This is a genomic window from Bradyrhizobium sp. P2_E8, assembly GCF_056403875.1.
On record NZ_JBFUES010000046.1, the window covers coordinates 1 to 16,129 of the forward strand.

At 64.2% G+C, this 16,129-nt stretch carries 15 protein-coding genes, 1 tRNA gene and 1 pseudogene; 14 read left to right on the forward strand and 3 right to left on the reverse strand.

What is annotated here, in order from left to right:
* The 6 genes from AC1D00_RS04460 to AC1D00_RS04485 all read left to right on the forward strand — a co-directional run.
* On the forward strand, positions 1-564 hold a 564-nt coding region (locus AC1D00_RS04460), incomplete at its 5' end, for an NmrA family NAD(P)-binding protein (RefSeq protein ID WP_477009811.1).
* A complete protein-coding gene (locus AC1D00_RS04465; protein WP_477009812.1) occupies positions 561-1,466 on the forward strand; it encodes an MOSC domain-containing protein in 906 nt (301 codons plus the stop codon). The genes AC1D00_RS04460 and AC1D00_RS04465, both read left to right, overlap by 4 nt.
* A gap of 5 nt (positions 1,467-1,471) precedes the next feature.
* Positions 1,472-2,485, forward strand: coding sequence for a LysR family transcriptional regulator (locus AC1D00_RS04470; RefSeq protein ID WP_477009813.1), 1,014 nt, complete (start codon positions 1,472-1,474; stop codon positions 2,483-2,485).
* A 74-nt stretch (positions 2,486-2,559) separates the two neighbouring features.
* The gene (locus tag AC1D00_RS04475; RefSeq protein WP_477009814.1) at positions 2,560-3,219 is read left to right on the forward strand and encodes a glutathione S-transferase family protein; all 660 of its coding nucleotides are present in this window, start codon (positions 2,560-2,562) and stop codon (positions 3,217-3,219) included.
* A 26-nt stretch (positions 3,220-3,245) separates the two neighbouring features.
* A complete protein-coding gene (locus AC1D00_RS04480; RefSeq protein ID WP_404558287.1) occupies positions 3,246-4,001 on the forward strand; it encodes an alpha/beta fold hydrolase in 756 nt (251 codons plus the stop codon).
* Complete coding sequence (locus tag AC1D00_RS04485; protein ID WP_477009818.1) at positions 4,001-4,630, forward strand: TetR/AcrR family transcriptional regulator; 630 nt, start codon at positions 4,001-4,003, stop codon at positions 4,628-4,630. The genes AC1D00_RS04480 and AC1D00_RS04485 overlap by 1 nt, the downstream gene beginning before the upstream one ends.
* 73 nt (positions 4,631-4,703) lie before the next feature.
* On the opposite strand, the pseudogene AC1D00_RS04490 reads toward AC1D00_RS04485, so the two are convergent.
* Positions 4,704-4,853 (reverse strand): annotated as a pseudogene (locus AC1D00_RS04490) (DUF6538 domain-containing protein); the annotation flags it as partial.
* 99 nt (positions 4,854-4,952) lie between these two features.
* Positions 4,953-5,027 (reverse strand) — tRNA-Gln (locus AC1D00_RS04495).
* A gap of 256 nt (positions 5,028-5,283) precedes the next feature.
* On the opposite strand from AC1D00_RS04495, the gene AC1D00_RS04500 reads away from it, so the two are divergent.
* Complete coding sequence (locus tag AC1D00_RS04500) at positions 5,284-7,062, forward strand: acyl-CoA dehydrogenase (RefSeq protein WP_477009815.1); 1,779 nt, start codon at positions 5,284-5,286, stop codon at positions 7,060-7,062.
* A gap of 170 nt (positions 7,063-7,232) precedes the next feature.
* On the opposite strand, the gene AC1D00_RS04505 is transcribed toward AC1D00_RS04500, so the two are convergent.
* Positions 7,233-8,471 (reverse strand): MFS transporter, encoded by a 1,239-nt coding sequence (locus tag AC1D00_RS04505; protein ID WP_477009819.1) that lies wholly within the window; start codon positions 8,469-8,471, stop codon positions 7,233-7,235.
* 300 nt (positions 8,472-8,771) lie between these two features.
* On the opposite strand from AC1D00_RS04505, the gene AC1D00_RS04510 reads away from it, so the two are divergent.
* The 7 genes from AC1D00_RS04510 to AC1D00_RS04540 all read left to right on the forward strand — a co-directional run.
* On the forward strand, positions 8,772-9,530 hold the full coding sequence (locus AC1D00_RS04510) for an enoyl-CoA hydratase-related protein (protein ID WP_027546175.1): 759 nt from the start codon (positions 8,772-8,774) through the stop codon (positions 9,528-9,530).
* A 227-nt stretch (positions 9,531-9,757) separates the two neighbouring features.
* Positions 9,758-11,416, forward strand: a complete 1,659-nt coding sequence (locus tag AC1D00_RS04515) for a bifunctional metallophosphatase/5'-nucleotidase (protein ID WP_477009816.1) — start codon at positions 9,758-9,760, stop codon at positions 11,414-11,416.
* Between the two features lie 134 nt (positions 11,417-11,550).
* Positions 11,551-12,480 (forward strand): histone deacetylase family protein, encoded by a 930-nt coding sequence (locus tag AC1D00_RS04520; protein ID WP_027546177.1) that lies wholly within the window; start codon positions 11,551-11,553, stop codon positions 12,478-12,480.
* Between the two features lie 74 nt (positions 12,481-12,554).
* On the forward strand, positions 12,555-12,806 hold the full coding sequence (locus AC1D00_RS04525) for an exodeoxyribonuclease VII small subunit (protein WP_008132970.1): 252 nt from the start codon (positions 12,555-12,557) through the stop codon (positions 12,804-12,806).
* Positions 12,807-13,392: 586 nt separating this feature from the next.
* Positions 13,393-15,321, forward strand: coding sequence for a 1-deoxy-D-xylulose-5-phosphate synthase (dxs, locus tag AC1D00_RS04530; RefSeq protein ID WP_167771288.1), 1,929 nt, complete (start codon positions 13,393-13,395; stop codon positions 15,319-15,321).
* A 39-nt stretch (positions 15,322-15,360) separates the two neighbouring features.
* Entirely contained in the window at positions 15,361-15,915 is a 555-nt protein-coding gene (locus tag AC1D00_RS04535; protein WP_477009817.1) for a nucleoside 2-deoxyribosyltransferase, read from the forward strand.
* A gap of 39 nt (positions 15,916-15,954) precedes the next feature.
* On the forward strand, positions 15,955-16,129 hold a 175-nt coding region (locus AC1D00_RS04540; protein WP_477009820.1), incomplete at its 3' end, for a S4 domain-containing protein.

Below are 16,129 nucleotides of genomic sequence, written 5' to 3' on the forward strand. Positions count from 1 at the left end.
GAGCTCAAGCGATCGGGACTCCAGTGGACGATCTATCGACCTGTGACCTTCCTGGAAAATTTCACCATGGAGGGACCACTGCAGAGGATGTTCAGGACGGGCGCCGTTAGTTTTCCGTTTCCCGGCGATCGCCCCTTCCAGCTCCTGGCTGTCGACGACGAAGCAGCTCTCGTGGCGGCTGCGTTCCAAAGGCCTGCAGCGTTCGCCGGACTGGAGCTCGAGATCGCCAGCGACCGGCGACGTCTGGATGAGCTTGCTGCAGCCATCGCGACAGCTTCAGGCATGAACCTGACCTTCCAGGAAGTTCCAATAGAGGCTTTTTCGGCTTTCGTAGCCAGGACGACCGATTTCGGACTCACGGCAAAGACCAAGATCGGCCCGTCGCTCGTGCCCCAGCTGACCTGGAATCGCGCATCGGCTACCGGAGGTTGGAACGCAGATTTGGCCAGGGTCCGGCTGCTGCATTCCAAACTGCGTACGGTCGAGCAATGGGCAAGATCGATCGACTGGGCGGCGCTCGCCGTGCAGCACATCCCTGTCTTCGAGAAGGGGCGGTCAGCATGACGTTCGTGGTCAAGGAGATCTGGCGCTATCCCGTCAAATCGATGCAGGGCGAGCGGCTGGAGGCGTCCGCCATCACTGCACAGGGCATCCCCTACGATCGCGGTTGGGCTGTTCGTGATGAAAAGACTCAAACGATCAGGGGTGCCAAGCACCTGCCCAAACTTCTGCTTTGCGCTGCTCGCTACCTCGAAGGTACCAGCGCCGGCGCGGTTCCTCATGTCGAGATTGCACTGCCAAGTGGGGAATGCGTACGGTCGGACGATCCAAAGGTGCACGCGGCGATTTCGCAAGCGATAGGCCGGGAAGTGACGCTATGGCCTCTGCTCGGTGCCGAGGAGACTGACCATTACCGGATCAAGGACGAGGCTTCGAAAGATGTTGTCGCGGAGTGGCGACGCCTTTTCATGCTGGAGCCGGACGAACCTCTTCCTGATCTCGATGGTTTCGGGCCCCAGCTCCTGAAAGAGCTTTCCCAATATGTGGCGCCGCGTGGCACCTACTTCGATGCATTTCCGATCAATGTGCTGACGGAAAGCTCCATGCGCTGGCTTCGGCAGCGCGCCCCGCAAGCTCATCTCGACGTCCGACGCTTCCGCCCCAATTTTCTGCTCTCGAACGACCAGGTCGAGGGCTTGGTCGAAGACGGCTGGATCGGAGACGAGCTCCGTATCGGCGCGGCCAGTATCAGGATCACTTCGCGAGCACCGCGATGCGTCATGACCTCCCATGCTCTGCCGGACCTCGATCGCGATCCGACCATTATCCGGACGATAATTCGGGAACTCCGTAGTTGCTTCAGCATCTATGCCGAAGTGATTTCGCCGGGATTGGTTCGGATAGGGGATGAGGCGGTCGGGGCGGCTTGGGCACATCCCGGCGCGGGGCATATGGCCGCGGAGTAATTGGGATGGCCGCCGAAATTGTCGATCTTGCTGGCTTCGGCTATGAGAGGGGCATGAGCCAGACCCGCGGCACGAATGGACGTTCTGGAAATCCCGGATCTCGACTGGTGCTTGAGGTTCGCCACCTCAAGCTCATTCAGGCGATTGCACGGGAGGGCAGCGTGACCCGCGCCGCTCCATCGCTCAATCTTTCGCAGAGCGCACTGAGCCATCAGCTTCTTAACCTTGAACGTGACCTGGGCGCGAAACTGTTCGATCGTGTTGGTAAGCGCATGGTCCCGACCCATGCCGGGGCGGTGTTGCTTGAAACGGCTGCCGACGTGTTGGGCCGCCTGGCCGAGACCGAGCGCGCGGTAAAGCAACCGAGCGAGGAGCGGTCTCCGTTGCGGGTAGCCGCCGGATGTTTCACTTACTATCAATGGCTTTCCGGTGCGCTCGCGCGCTTTGGTGCCGACCAGCCCGATATCGATGTACAGATTGCGCTGGGTAGCACACAGCGCGAGTTGCAGGCTGTGCTTGATGACGAGGTCGATCTGGCCGTGACGTCACGCGTCCAATTCGACGAGAGACTCGAGCGTCGATCGTTGTTTACGCTCGATGTTGTCGGCGTGATCGGGGCTTCGCACGCTCTGAATGCGGTGCGCACTGCGGCCCGTCCGGGAATCCGATGGGGCGATCTCAAGAACGAAACGATTTTGATCCACGAGCTTGGCGATTCCGATGTGGAGCGGTTGACGGCCGCATTGACGGGAGAACAACCGCCTCGGCTCTGGCGCGTGCAGTTAACGGAGGCGATGTTCGAACTTGCCCGGGCAGRGCATGGCATCGGAATCCTCACGCAATGGCCGCAAGCCGTACCGCCTCACGCGGACGTCGCCGTCGTGCCCCTGATACCCAGGCAGCAGCGCGAGTTCTGGGCAGTTTGGCGCCGCGGCAATCCACGTGCGTTGCCGTTGGAGGCGTTGGCGCGGCGACTAGGCGGCGATCTTTCGGCCCGCAAGCTTGCCGCCGCAAAATGATGATCTTTGTTCATCGTATCCGTGGGAACGATGAGCTGGTCAGATAGCGGTGTTCTCAGTAGGCATAGATCGCCATGCAGAACACCAAAGTCACTCTCTATTTCAGCAAGGACTCCTGCGCCATCGCTTCGATGGCTGCATTGGAAGAGGCCGAACTTCGCTTCGATGCGACGCCTGTCGGGATGTCTCCGGACGGAGCCGGCGACGATGCGTTCCGCCGATTGAATCCACGAAGACAAGTGCCGGTGTTGACCGTTGGCGAGCGAATTTTTCGCGAGAACGGCGCCATATTTCGATATCTGAACGACCTCCGCCCGCAAGCGGGGCTTCTTCCCATTGATTCGGACGAGCAGATACGTGCGTCAGAATGGATCGGATATTTGGGCGGCACCGTGCACCCGGCCTTCCGGTTACTGTTCCGTCCGCAACGGTTTGTCGGTTTCGCCTCTGAAGCCCAGCAGGCCTTGCGGACCGAGACCCGCAGCCACGTGCAAAAGTTGCTCGACGAGCTCGATGTGGAACTAACCGGTGATTGGGTCCTTCGGCAGCGTTCCGCAATCGACTTCTATCTGTTCGTCTTTACTCGTTGGGCAGGTCTCATCAAAGCGCCCCTTCCGAATCGCCTTGCCGCGCACCGCGCGCGCGTCGTCGAGCTTCCCGCCATGGCGCGTGCGCTTGCCCGTGAGGAGGAGGCCTATGCCGCTCCCCCGATTGCCCCGAGCCCATCATCGTAGCTGTTAATCCACGAGAAGGATCATCCATGACCTCCAAAACTCCGTTTGTCCTCGTGCATGGTGCATGGCACGGCGGCTGGTGCTGGAATCGCGTTCGCCCGCTGCTCGAGCAGAAGGGACATCGCGTATTCACGCCGACGCTGACAGGTCTCGGCGAGCGCGCGCATCTGCGCGAGCCGGTGCCGAAGCTCGAAACCCATATCCTCGATGTGCTGGGCCTGCTTGAGTCCGAGGAGCTCAACAACGTGACGCTGGTCGGCCATTCCTGGGGCGGCATGGTGGTCACGGCCGTCGCCGATCGGGCCAAGCAACGCATCAAGCGGCTTGTCTATCTTGATGCCGCCGTCCCGGGCGATGGTGCCGACTTTGCCTCTCACATTCCCGGCATCGACAGCGAAAGCGCCGAGCGTAGGCGCGCCGCCTTCCGGCAGCTTTCACCCGATGGCATTTGGGTGCCGGTGATGGGGCCAGAGGTCGTCGGGGTGACGGTACCGGATGACGCAGACTGGTTCCGTCGTCGCTCGACACCGCATCCGCTCGGTACCTGGCTCGAGCCGGTGCGATTCACTAACGGCGGGCACGGTGGAATAGGCAAGACCTATGTACTAGCAACCAAACCGCTGACCACCGTGATGGGTTACCCGGCGCACGGCGAGGTCGCCAAACGCGGTGGCGAATGGACCTATCGCGAGATTGCGACGGGTCATCAGATGATGGTGACGGAGCCGGCGCGGTCGGCCGAGCTGCTGATCGAGGCTGCCGCGACCGCCACGCTGGCATGATGGTTACGGCGAGAGCCGATCATGAATCCAGATCGCCGCCCTTGAGCCGGGAGTCATCGCGGCCTCGAGGGCGGCCCCGCAGCTTCGATTCAACCGCAACTTTCGTAAGGATTCGCCGTTGCTTCGCGCAACGAGGCTATTCCGGAACGTCGCTCGACGATCTTGCAAGCGCGACGGGACTGGCGCGACCGAGCCTTTACAGCGCCTTCGGCGACAAACGTGCCATGTTTCTTCGTGCCCTTGATACCGAATACGGGGAGCTCTGCGCGCGGTTCTCCTGCCTGGACGAAGGTGCTCCGTTAATCTTGCGGGTAGCAGCATTCCTTGAAGCAGCGGCGGCGGGCTACAGAGGCGGTCGTCCCGGGCAAGTGGTCGGTATCGCGTTTGGTTCGGCTCTGGCCGAGGCGGCAGCGAATCCTGAAGTGCGAGCACGGCTGGGGCAGTTCAATGCGGCCTTCGATGCTGCGGCCAGGGACGCCTTGGGTCGGGATGCCCCGTCAGCTGCCGTTTCTCTACTGTCCGCGTTGGCTGTCTCACTATGCATCCGTTCAAGATCGAATCGACCTGCGTCATTGGCCGATCTCGATGTGGCGGCACTGGCCTCCTTGCTCTTACCGCGCCGAGCGTAACGCGCGCTGACCGCATGCTCGACGACAGATGCACTGCGGTTCCCGCGGCGTCCAGCTTGGCGACCTGCTTCTTGACCTGGGTAACCAGGCGGCGAGCCGCCGCGCGGTTCGTCGTTTGCAGGCTCATGGAAAGATGCTGGCGGCCGAGCACCTTGGCAAGCACGCGAGGGGTACGGTGCCGCCAATAGTAGACGGCCTGGCGGCGAAAGATGTGGAAAGCCATTGCAGCGACACCCTGTGCAGCAGTGATGTGTCGCAGCGCTGTGCGGCAGCGCCCCAGCCAGGCCGGTTTCGGCAGCAATTTCAGGGGAACTGGGACCTCTGGCTGGGGCGGGAGGGATCGAACCTCCGAATGGCGGAATCAAAATCCGCTGCCTTACCGCTTGGCTACGCCCCAACAGGCGACCCGGGGTCGGTGGAAGAACTGGCTACCGCAGATTCCCTTCGGTCGCAGCCGGTCTATAGGGTGCGGCGCGGCATTTCAACCGCCTGGAGGCGCAAAATACCACAGCTTCCGGGACCGGGCGCACCACACTCTATCATACGTCCGGGCGAAGACCCGTTCCGGGCCGGAGCCGTCAGGCGTCCAGGCAGTTGAGACCACCTGCGTTTCATGGGAAGACGACGCCAATATCTGTCCACGGGAGTGAGCCATGACCTACCGCGCGCCGATCTCTGACATGCTGCTGTCGCTCAATCACGGCGCTGGCCTGAAGGCCGCCGTGGAAGCCGGCCATTACGGCGATTTCGACGCCGACATCGCGGCCGCCGTGCTGGAGGAAGCGGGCAAGTTCGCAACCGACGTGCTGGCGCCGCTCAACCGTGTCGGCGACGAGCACGGCATCAAGCTGGACGCGGGGAAAGTCACGACCGCGCCAGGCTGGCCCGATGCCTACAAGCGCTGGACCGAGGGCGGCTGGAACGCGGTGTCAGGGCCTGAAGCGTTCGGCGGCCAGGGCCTGCCCGTTGCGATCAACGCCGCCTGCACCGAGATCTGGAGCGCCGCCAACATCGCCTTCGGCCTGTGCCCGTTGCTGACGGCGTCCGCGATCGAGGCACTGGATGCGCATGGCAGCGACGAGCTGAAGAAAATCTATCTCGAAAAGCTCGTCTCCGGCGAATGGACCGGAACCATGCAGCTGACCGAGTCGCAGGCCGGCTCCGACGTCGGCGCGCTGCGCACCCGCGCCGAGAAGCAAGCCGACGGCACCTATCGCATCAAGGGGACGAAGATCTTCATCACCTATGGCGAGCACGACATGACCGACAACATCGTGCATTTCGTGCTCGCGCGTCTTCCGGATGCGCCCGCCGGCACCAAGGGGATCTCGCTGTTCCTCGTGCCGAAGTTCATGGTGAATGCCGACGGCTCGCTCGGCGCGCGCAATGACATCTATGCGTCGGGCGTCGAGCACAAGCTCGGCATGCACGCGTCCCCCACCTGCACCATGACCATGGGCGATCATGGCGGCGCGATCGGCTTCCTCGTCGGCGAAGAGAACCAGGGCATGCGCTGCATGTTCACGATGATGAACCAGGCCCGCCTCGGCGTCGGCCTCGAAGGCGTCGGCGTTGCCGATCGCGCCTATCAGCAGGCCTTGTCCTATGCGCAGGAGCGCAAGCAGGGCCGCGCCGTCGGCAAGAAGGGCGACGGCTCGGACGCGATCTTCGTCCACCCCGACGTCAAGCGCATGCTGATGCGGATGCGGGCGCAGACCGCGGCTGCGCGCACCATCTGCTACGCGACCGCGGTCGCAATCGACGTTTCGACCCGCGCCAAGGATCCAAAGGTCCGCGCTGACGCGGCCGCGCGCGCGGCGCTGCTGACGCCGATGGCCAAGGGCTATTCCACCGATATCGGCAACGAGGTCGCCTATCTCGGCGTGCAGGTGCATGGCGGCATGGGCTTCATCGAGGAGACCGGCGCCGCGCAGCACTATCGCGACGCCCGCATCACCGCGATCTACGAGGGCACCAACGGCATCCAGGCGATCGACCTCGTCACGCGAAAGCTCGCGGCCAATGGCGGCGCCGCGGTGTGGGCGCTGCTCGACGAGCTCTCGGCCATCGTCAAGCAGGTCGAAGCCTCCAACGATCCCGCTTTCGGCACCACGGGCGCAAAGCTGCGCGAAGCGCTGGACGCGCTGACGCGCACCAGCAAATGGCTGCTCGAGCGCGTCACGTCCGCGCCGAACGAGGCGCTTGCCGGCGCAACGCCGTACTTGCAGCAGTTCGGCGCCACGCTCGGCGGCTGCCTGCTGGCGTCCGAGGCGCTCGCCGCGAAGGGCGACGGCCTTGCCGATGCGCCGCGCTATGTCTCGCTCGCGCGCTTCTTCGCCGAGAACATCACGGTGCAGGCGGGCGCGCTGGAGCGCACCGTGACGGAAAGCGCGGAGTCGGTCGCGGCCGCGGATGCAGTGTTGCTGGGGTAAGGTCTACGCTCCTCCCCGCTGTCATTCCCCGCGAAGGCGGGGAATCCAGTACGCCGCGGCCTCTCGGTAAACTACTGGATCGCCCGATCAAGTCGGGCGATGACACCGAATGTTGGGGACGCAGTTGGCCCACAGTCGGTCATCCCGGATTACGCTTCGCTCCGTCCGGGCTACGAAGCTGCGAGCTTCGCCCGTCTCCCCGGCCGCCACAGCACGATTCCCGCGGCCACGAGATCGAGCACCACGCACATCGCAAACGCCATCGTGTAGTCGCCGGTCAGGCTGCGCACGAGGCCGACGATGCCCGGGCCGAAGGCGCTGACGACGCCGCTGATCGACGTGCCCAGGCCCATCGCGGCGGCAAAGGACCTGGCGCCGATCTCGCGCTGGATGATCAGGGGCGGGAACGTGATCATGTTGCCGATCGAGAAGCCGTACACGGCACAGCACACCAGCAGCGCCGTCGGGCTTGTGCTCTGCACCAGCACGAACAGCGCCGCCGCCTGGCTCGTCATCGACGCCGCGCAGGCCAGTCGCGGATCGAGCCGGTCGACGAACAGGCCGAGCGACAGGCGCCCGACCACCGCCATCGCAGCCATGATGGTGACGGCAAGGCCGGCGCTGGCGCGCCCGATCAGCGGTTCGAGGAACGTCACCTGGTGGATGATGAATCCCATCTGAGCCAGCAGCGCGATAGCGATCGGCAGCACCATGGTCCAGAACGCCGCGTTGGCGAGCAACGCCTTGCGGGAATGAGCCGGCGCGGGCGCATCGCCATCGGCGGGGCGCTCACCCGATGCCGGCGGCAGCCCGGCCGGCCAGCGGATGAAGCCGACGACCACCGGCAGCACCAGCAGCACCATCACCATCGTGGCCGCGAGCATCGCCGAACGGAAGCCGATGCTGCCGGTCAGCGACAGCAGCAGCGGAACGAGGACGATGCCGCCGCAGGTCGCGCCGTTGAAGGCGAGGCTGAGCGCGAGGCCACGGCGCCGATCGAACCAGGAGTTCAGCAGCGTCGCGATCACCACGGTGCCCATGCCGGTCCAGCCGACCGACATCAGCGCATAGGCGAGATAGAGCTGCCAGGGCGTCTGCATCAGCGCCAGCAGCACGGTCGATGCGCCGAGCGCCGACAGGCCGCACAGGATCAGTGAACGCAGCCCGATACGGGCGAGCAGATCGTCGGTGAAGATGACCAGCACGGAGGTCAGGAGAAACGAGAAGGTGCTGGCCGCGGAGACCAGCGTGCCCGGCCAGCCATGGGCGCGCTGAAGCTCGGCGAGATAGACGCCCTGACCATACAGGCCGAAGCCGAACATGAAGAAGGCCATCAGGAAACAGGCCAGCACGACCCGCCAACCGCGATAATGCAGCGAGGATTCGTCGACACGCGTTGCTGCAATCATCAATCGAGCAATCGGCCAAATGGAACGGCGCGATCGTGCACCACAACCACCGGTTTTTCAAATTAAACATTGTAGCCATTTGTTGCATTGCGCAATGGAGCGTGCAAGACAATACAACCGGCGCGATCTGACGCGATGCGGTTCCGGGACGGAAGTTATGACAGCGGTGTCATCCACCGGGCTCACGGGATCGCTTTCGAAAAGGTCGCGCGGGCGGATTGGCACGCCTGCGAGATGATGTAGGCTGATGTTTGCGAGACTCGCCAAGGTCAAGCGTCGCGGCGAGCGCAGGGGGTCCTTATGCCGAATGGCAATATCATCGTCGCCGAAGAGCGTGGAACGCGCGTGATCACCCTGCGCCGCCCGGGCAAGAAGAACGCGATCACGCAGGACATGTATCGGGAGATGAGCCACGCGATCGACACCGCGCAGAACAACCCGGATATCCGCTGCATGATCATCACCGGCGGCTCCGGCGTGTTCACCGCCGGTGACGACATCGACGATTTTCTGAAGGCCGACACGGCACGCCCGGAGACGCTGTCGAACGGCGCCAGGTTTCTCTATTCGCTCGCCCTCAACGTCAAGCCGATCATCGCGGCCGTCGACGGCGCTTCGATCGGCATGGGCACCGTGATGTTGTTCCATTGCGACTACGTGCTCGCATCGAACGCGGCGACCTTCTCCGCGCCCTATATCCACCTCGGGCTGGTGCCGGTCGGCGCCGCCAGCCTCTTGATGCCGAACACGATGGGTTACCAGCGCGCCTTCGCGATGCTGGTGATGGGACGGACCTTCACCGCCGCGGAGGCGCACGCTGCGGGCTTCGTCAACACCGTGGTCTCGCCGGGGCACACCGAAGTCGAGGCGCGCAAGGTGGCGCGCGAGATCTGCCGGCTGCCCGCCGAGGCGGTCGCGATCTCGCGCAGGCTGCTGCGCACCCCACCAGAGGAACTGACCCGCCGCATCGACCAGGAGACCCATCTGTTCGGCGAGCGTTTGAAGTCGGACGACGCTGTGGCTGCATTCAACGCGTTCGCGAACAGGAAGAAGCGATAGAGCCCGCTTTCCCTCTCCCCTTGTGGGAGAGGGTGGCTCCCCGCGTAAGCGGCGAGACGGGTGAGGGGTTGCTTCCGCGAGCACCCCTTTCGCATCGTCATTCGCGGATAGAACCCCTCATCCGGCGCTTCGCGCCACCTTCTCCCACAAGGGGAGAAGGAAGGAATCGCGGTACGTTCACGACAATGCTTCGTGAAATCTTCGCGCTGCACGACTAATCTGGTTCCATGCGACATCTTCTCCGCCTGATCACTTTCGCCCTCGCGCTCGCCGCCCTGCCCTCCTCTGCCCAGACCGCCGCACCGGTCGAGCTGCGCATCCTTGCGATCAACGATTTTCACGGCAATCTGCGGCCGCCGCCCGGCGGCATCCGCATCAACGATCCCGAGGATCGAAGCAAGAAGGTCATGGTGGCGGCCGGCGGCGCCGAGTACATGGCGACGCTGGTGAAGCAATTGCGCGAAGGGCACAAGAACACGATCTTCGTGGCCGCCGGCGACCTGATCGGCGCGAGCCCGTTCCTGTCGGCGATGTTCCATGACGAGCCTTCGGTCGAGGCGCTCTCGATGATGGGGCTCGCGATCACCTCGGTCGGCAATCACGAGTTCGACGAGGGCAAAGCCGAGCTGCTTAGGATGCAGAACGGCGGCTGCCATCCGGTCGACGGCTGCCAGGGACCGCATCCCTTCACTGGCGCCAAATTCCACTACCTCGCCGCCTCCACCGTGAAGACAGCGACCGGTCAAAGCGTGCTGCCGCCGTTTGAGATCCGTGAGTTCGACGGCATTCCCGTCGCCTTCATCGGGCTGACCTTGAAAGGCACCGCCGGCATCGTGTCGCCCTCGGGCATTGCCGGCCTCGAATTCCGCGACGAGGCCGAAACGGTGAATGCGCTCGTGCCGCAACTGAAGGCGCGCGGCGTGGAAGCGATCGTCGTGCTGATCCACGAAGGCGGCGAGCCCGCCGGCGATTACAATGAGTGCCCGGGCATTTCGGGGCCGATCGTCGAGATCGTGAAGAAATTCGATCGCGCCGTCGACGTGGTCGTCAGCGGCCACACCCATCGCGCCTATGTCTGCGATATCGATGGACGGCTGGTGACGAGCGGCGACAAGTACGGCACGCTGGTCACGGCGATCGATCTCAAGCTCGATCCGGCAACGCGCGACATCGTCGGCGCCAAGGCCGAGAACGTCATCGTCGCCAATGCCTCGCTGGCGAAGGACGCGGAGCAGACCGCGCTGATCGAGGCCTATGACAAGCTCGCCGCGCCGATCGCCAACCGGCCGGCCGGATCGGTGACGCAGACGCTGTCGCGCATTCCGAACGAAGCCGGTGAAAGYCCGCTCGGCGACGTCATCGCGGACGCGCAGCTCGCCGCGACGAAGGAGGCCACGAATGGCAGCGCTGTCATCGCGCTCACCAATCCCGGCGGCATCCGCACCGATATCGTTCCGAAGGAGAACGGCGCGGTGTCCTTCGGCGAGCTGTTCGCAAGCCAGCCGTTCCGCAACCGCCTCGTCACCATGACGCTGACGGGCAGCCAGCTCAAGGAGATGCTGGAGCAGCAATGGCTCGATCCGAAGCGGCCGCGAATCCTTCAGGTGTCGAACGGTTTCAGCTACGCCTGGGATGCGTCGAAGCCGTTCGGCGAACGCGTGATGGCCGAGAGGATGACGCTCAACGGCAGGCCGATCGAACCTGGAAGCGGCTACCGCGTCACCCTCAACGATTACCTCGCCGTCGGCGGCGACGGTTTTACGGTCGCCAAGCAAGGTGCGGCCCCGCAATATGGCGGCTACGACGCGGACGCATTGTTCGCGTTCTTCCGGGCGCACGGGCCGATCGGCCCGCTGCCGCCGAGCCGCATCCTGCGCGTGAATTGATTCGGATCAAACGGGCCGGAACGGGACAACCCTTTGCCATTCCCGGTGAAGCGCATAGATTGGGTTTTGCATTGCGTTTTGGCGCCGGATGCGCCAAGCGACGTCAAGAGCCCGTTCCCAGTGAGCCCGACCTGATGAGCACGCTTCTCCTCTCCCACAAGGCCTGCCTCGACCACGTCACGCCGCCGGGACATCCCGAAAGGCCGGACCGCCTGCGCGCAGTGGAGGAAGCGCTGTCGCATGAGCGTTTCCAGTTCCTCGTCCGCGACCAGGCGCCGGAGGGCGATCTCGATCTCGTGACGCTGTGCCACAACGAGCATTACGTCACCGAGCTGCGCCACATCGCGCCGACCAGCGGCCTCGTCTATATCGACGGCGACACCTCGATGTCGCCGGGCACCTGGGAAGCGGTGATGCGCGGCGTCGGCGGCGCGGTCGCGGCGACCGAAGCGGTGATGGCGGGCGAGCACCGCAACGCCTTCGTCGCGGTGCGCCCGCCCGGCCATCACGCCGAGATCGGCAAGCCCATGGGCTTCTGCTTCTTCGACAATGTTGCGATCGCCGCGCGTCACGCGCAGCGCAAATACGGCATCAAGCGCGCGGCCATCGTCGATTTCGACGTGCATCACGGCAACGGCACGCAGGACATCTTCTGGTCGGACCCCACGGTGATGTACTGCTCGACGCACCAGATGCCGCTGTTTCCGGGCACCGGCGCGAAGGGCGAACGCGGCGACCACGACACCATCGTCAACGCGCCGCTGGCGTCCGAAGACGGTGGTCCGGAATTCCGCAGCGCTTTCGAGAACCTGATTCTGCCGCAGCTCGAAAAATTCAGCCCCGAGCTCCTCATCATCTCTGCGGGCTTCGATGCGCATTATCGCGACCCGCTGGCCTCGCTGAATTTGCGCGCGGAGGATTATGCCTGGGTGACGCGCAAGCTGATGGACCTTGCGGACAAGTCCGCGGGGGGCCGCGTTGTTTCGGTGCTCGAGGGCGGTTACGACCTGCAAGGACTGAAAGAATCTGTTACGGCGCATGTCGGCGCCCTGATGGGCGCCTGACGAGCCCGCCACATTAAGCCCGCAAAACCCTGCTTCTTCTGCATGTGAAGCGAATCGGGCAATCGGAAACGGATATGGCCGAAAATACCCAAGTCGACGTCTCCAGGCTCACCTTCGAGCGCGCGATCGAGGAACTCGAGACGATCGTGAAACGGCTCGAGGACGGCAAGGTGCCGCTCGAGGAATCCGTGACGATCTACGAGCGCGGCGAAGCACTGAAGCGCCGGTGCGAGGAATTGCTGCGCCAGGCCGAGGCGCGGGTCGACAAGATCACCACCGATGCGAGCGGCCAGGCCACCGGCACCGCGCCGCTCGACGTCCAGTAAGGGACGACGACCAAAGCCTGTTTCGGGCATCGGACGCCTGCAATTTTTTCATGATCGCACGCTGCTGGCTGTGCCCATGGGGCGGACGGCCAGGCACTGAGATCGAAGAGTTCCCGCGCGGGAGCCGTTCGGCCCCGCGAATCGAGCGGAAATAGCCTTCCTCTCGCCCAAAATCCTGCCGGGGAACCGGGCAAGGCAGGAACCTCCCCGCGGGCGCCGCAGTTAACCACTCTGGCCCGGGGGTTGCAGGTGCATGCCCGTAATCGCCCCAACGGGTTGGCTTTGGCCCAAGCTTTGGTGTAAAGCTGCGCGGAGTGTGGCTTTTTGTTAGCCTTGCGTGGGCACCGATTACCGACGACAAGCGCTTCAAATTGCTAATGAAATTGGCTGGGACGGACGAAGCCGATCTAAGTGACAGGGATCACAGAGACTGAACCGGAGCACACTTAAGCTCACCTAAGCTTGAAGACGGGGCCCTGCCCCATGCAGGTGGCTCCGACGGTTTAAGGACTCGCGCTGCGCCGATATTGTGCAAACCCATCGCGCACCGGAACGACCTTCCGGCGCTGACAAATTGGAAATCGCCGTGAACGCATACAGTAAGACGCCGCTCCTCGACACCATCCGGACACCGGAAGACCTGCGCAAGCTCAAGATCGAGCAGGTTCGCCAGGTCGCCGACGAGTTGCGGCAGGAGACCATCGATGCCGTCTCGGTAACCGGCGGTCACTTCGGCGCTGGTCTCGGCGTGGTCGAGCTCACCACCGCGATCCATTACGTTTTCGACACGCCGCGCGACCGGCTGATCTGGGACGTCGGCCATCAGGCCTATCCGCACAAGATCCTCACCGGGCGACGCGACCGCATCCGCACCCTGCGCACCGGCGGCGGCCTGTCCGGCTTCACCAAGCGCAGCGAGAGCGATTACGATCCGTTCGGCGCGGCGCATTCCTCCACCTCGATCTCCGCCGGCCTCGGTATGGCCGTGGCGCGCGACCTCTCCGGCGGCAAGAACAACGTTATCGCCGTCATCGGTGACGGCGCGATGTCGGCGGGCATGGCCTATGAAGCCATGAACAATGCCGGTGCGATGAACTCGCGCCTGATCGTCATCCTCAACGACAACGACATGTCGATCGCGCCGCCGGTCGGCGCCATGAGCGCCTATCTGTCGCGCCTGTATTCCGGCAAGACCTATCGCACGCTGCGCGAGGCGGCCAAGCAGATCAACAAGCGCCTGCCCAAGATCATCGCCAACCGCGCCAACCGCGTCGAGGAATATTCGCGCGGCTTCATGATGGACGGCGGCACGCTGTTCGAAGAGCTCGGCTTCTATTACGTCGGCCCGATCGATGGCCATAACCTCGATCACCTCCTGCCCGTGCTGAAGAACGTCCGCGACATGGAGGAAGGCCCGATCCTCGTCCACGTCGTGACGCAGAAGGGCAAGGGTTACGGCCCGGCGGAAGCCTCCGCCGACAAGTACCATGCCGTCGTCAAGTTCGACGTCGCGACCGGCACGCAAGCCAAGGCCAAGCCGAACGCGCCCGCCTACCAGAACGTGTTCGGCCAGAGCCTCGTCAAGGAAGCGCAGAAGGACGAGAAGATCGTCGCCATCACCGCGGCGATGCCGTCCGGCACCGGCGTCGACATCTTCAACAAGGCGTTCCCGGACCGCACCTTCGACGTCGGCATCGCCGAGCAGCACGCGGTGACCTTTGCCGCAGGTCTGGCGAGCGAAGGCTACAAGCCGTTCTGCGCGATCTACTCGACCTTCCTCCAGCGCGGCTACGACCAGATCGTGCATGACGTCGCGATCCAGAATCTCCCCGTCCGCTTCGCGATCGACCGCGCCGGCCTCGTCGGCGCCGACGGCGCGACGCATGCCGGCTCGTTCGACAACGCCTATCTCGGCTGTCTGCCGAACATGGTGATCATGGCGGCGGCCGACGAGGCCGAGCTCGTGCACATGGTGGCAACCCAGGTCGCGATCGACGACCGTCCGAGCTCGCTGCGCTATCCGCGCGGCGAAGGCCGCGGCATCGAGATGCCCGAGGTCGGCATTCCGCTCGAGCTCGGCAAGGGCCGCGTGATCCGTCAGGGCAGCAAGATCGCCCTGCTCTCGTTCGGCACGCGCCTCGCCGAATGCGAGAAGGCGGCCGACGAGCTCGCCGCCCACGGCCTTTCGACCACGATCGCGGATGCGCGCTTCATGAAGCCGCTGGACACCGAGCTGGTTCTCAAGCTCGCCCGCGACCACGAGATCCTGATCACGATCGAGGAAGGCTCGGTCGGCGGCTTCGGCTCGCATGTCGCGCAATTCCTGACCGACCAGGGCGCGCTCGACAGCGGCATGGTCAAGTTCCGCACGATGGTGCTGCCCGACGTGTTCCAGGACCACGACACCCCTGCCGCGATGTACGCCCGCGCCGGTCTCGACGCCAAGGGCATTGTCGCCAAGGTGTTCGAAGCGCTCGGCAAGGACGTGAAGACCGAGACGGTCAAGCTCGCCTGAGGGGCGAGCTTCGACCTTCAGCGAAGCAGCGCGACGTCCATGAAGATTTATCTGGCAGGCCCCGACGTGTTCCTGCCGGATGCGGTCGAGGTCGGCCGTCGCAAGGCGGAGATCTGCGCCCGCTTCGGGCTCACCGGCCTCTATCCCCTCGACAACGCGATCGATCTCACCGCGCCTGATGCCTCGCGGCAGATCTTTTGCGGTAACGAGGCGATGATGGATGCGGCCGACGCGATCATCGCCAACCTGACGCCGTTCCGCGGTGCCGGCGCCGATCCCGGGACCGTCTACGAGCTCGGCTATATGGYCGGGCGCGGCAAGTTTTGTCTGGCCTATTCCAACGATGGCGCCGCCTATGCCGACCGCGTCGGCCGCTTCATGGACGTCACCTCCGAGGACGGGCGGCTGGTCGATGCGCAAGGCCTGACGGTTGAGGATTTTGGCCTCGTCGACAACCTCATGATGATCCATGCGCTGGAACTGCACGGCTGCCCGCTGGTGATGCCGGCCACGATGCCGATCGACGTCTGGCACGATCTCGCCGCGTTCGAGGCTTGCGTMCGGATGGCGGCCGCGCGATTGATTGCACCATAAGCGCATCAATCGTCCCAAAAATCGTCTCATGAGAGCGTGATGTCCCCTCCCCGCAAGCGCGCGGATATTCTGCTGGTCGAGCGCGGCCTGTTCGAGAGCCGGGCGCGGGCGCGCGCGGCCATCGAGGCCGGCCTCGTCATGGCCGACGACAAGCAGGTGACAAAGCCGTCGGAGACCATCGCCGAGGACGCGGTGATCCAGGCCGAGCCCGCGC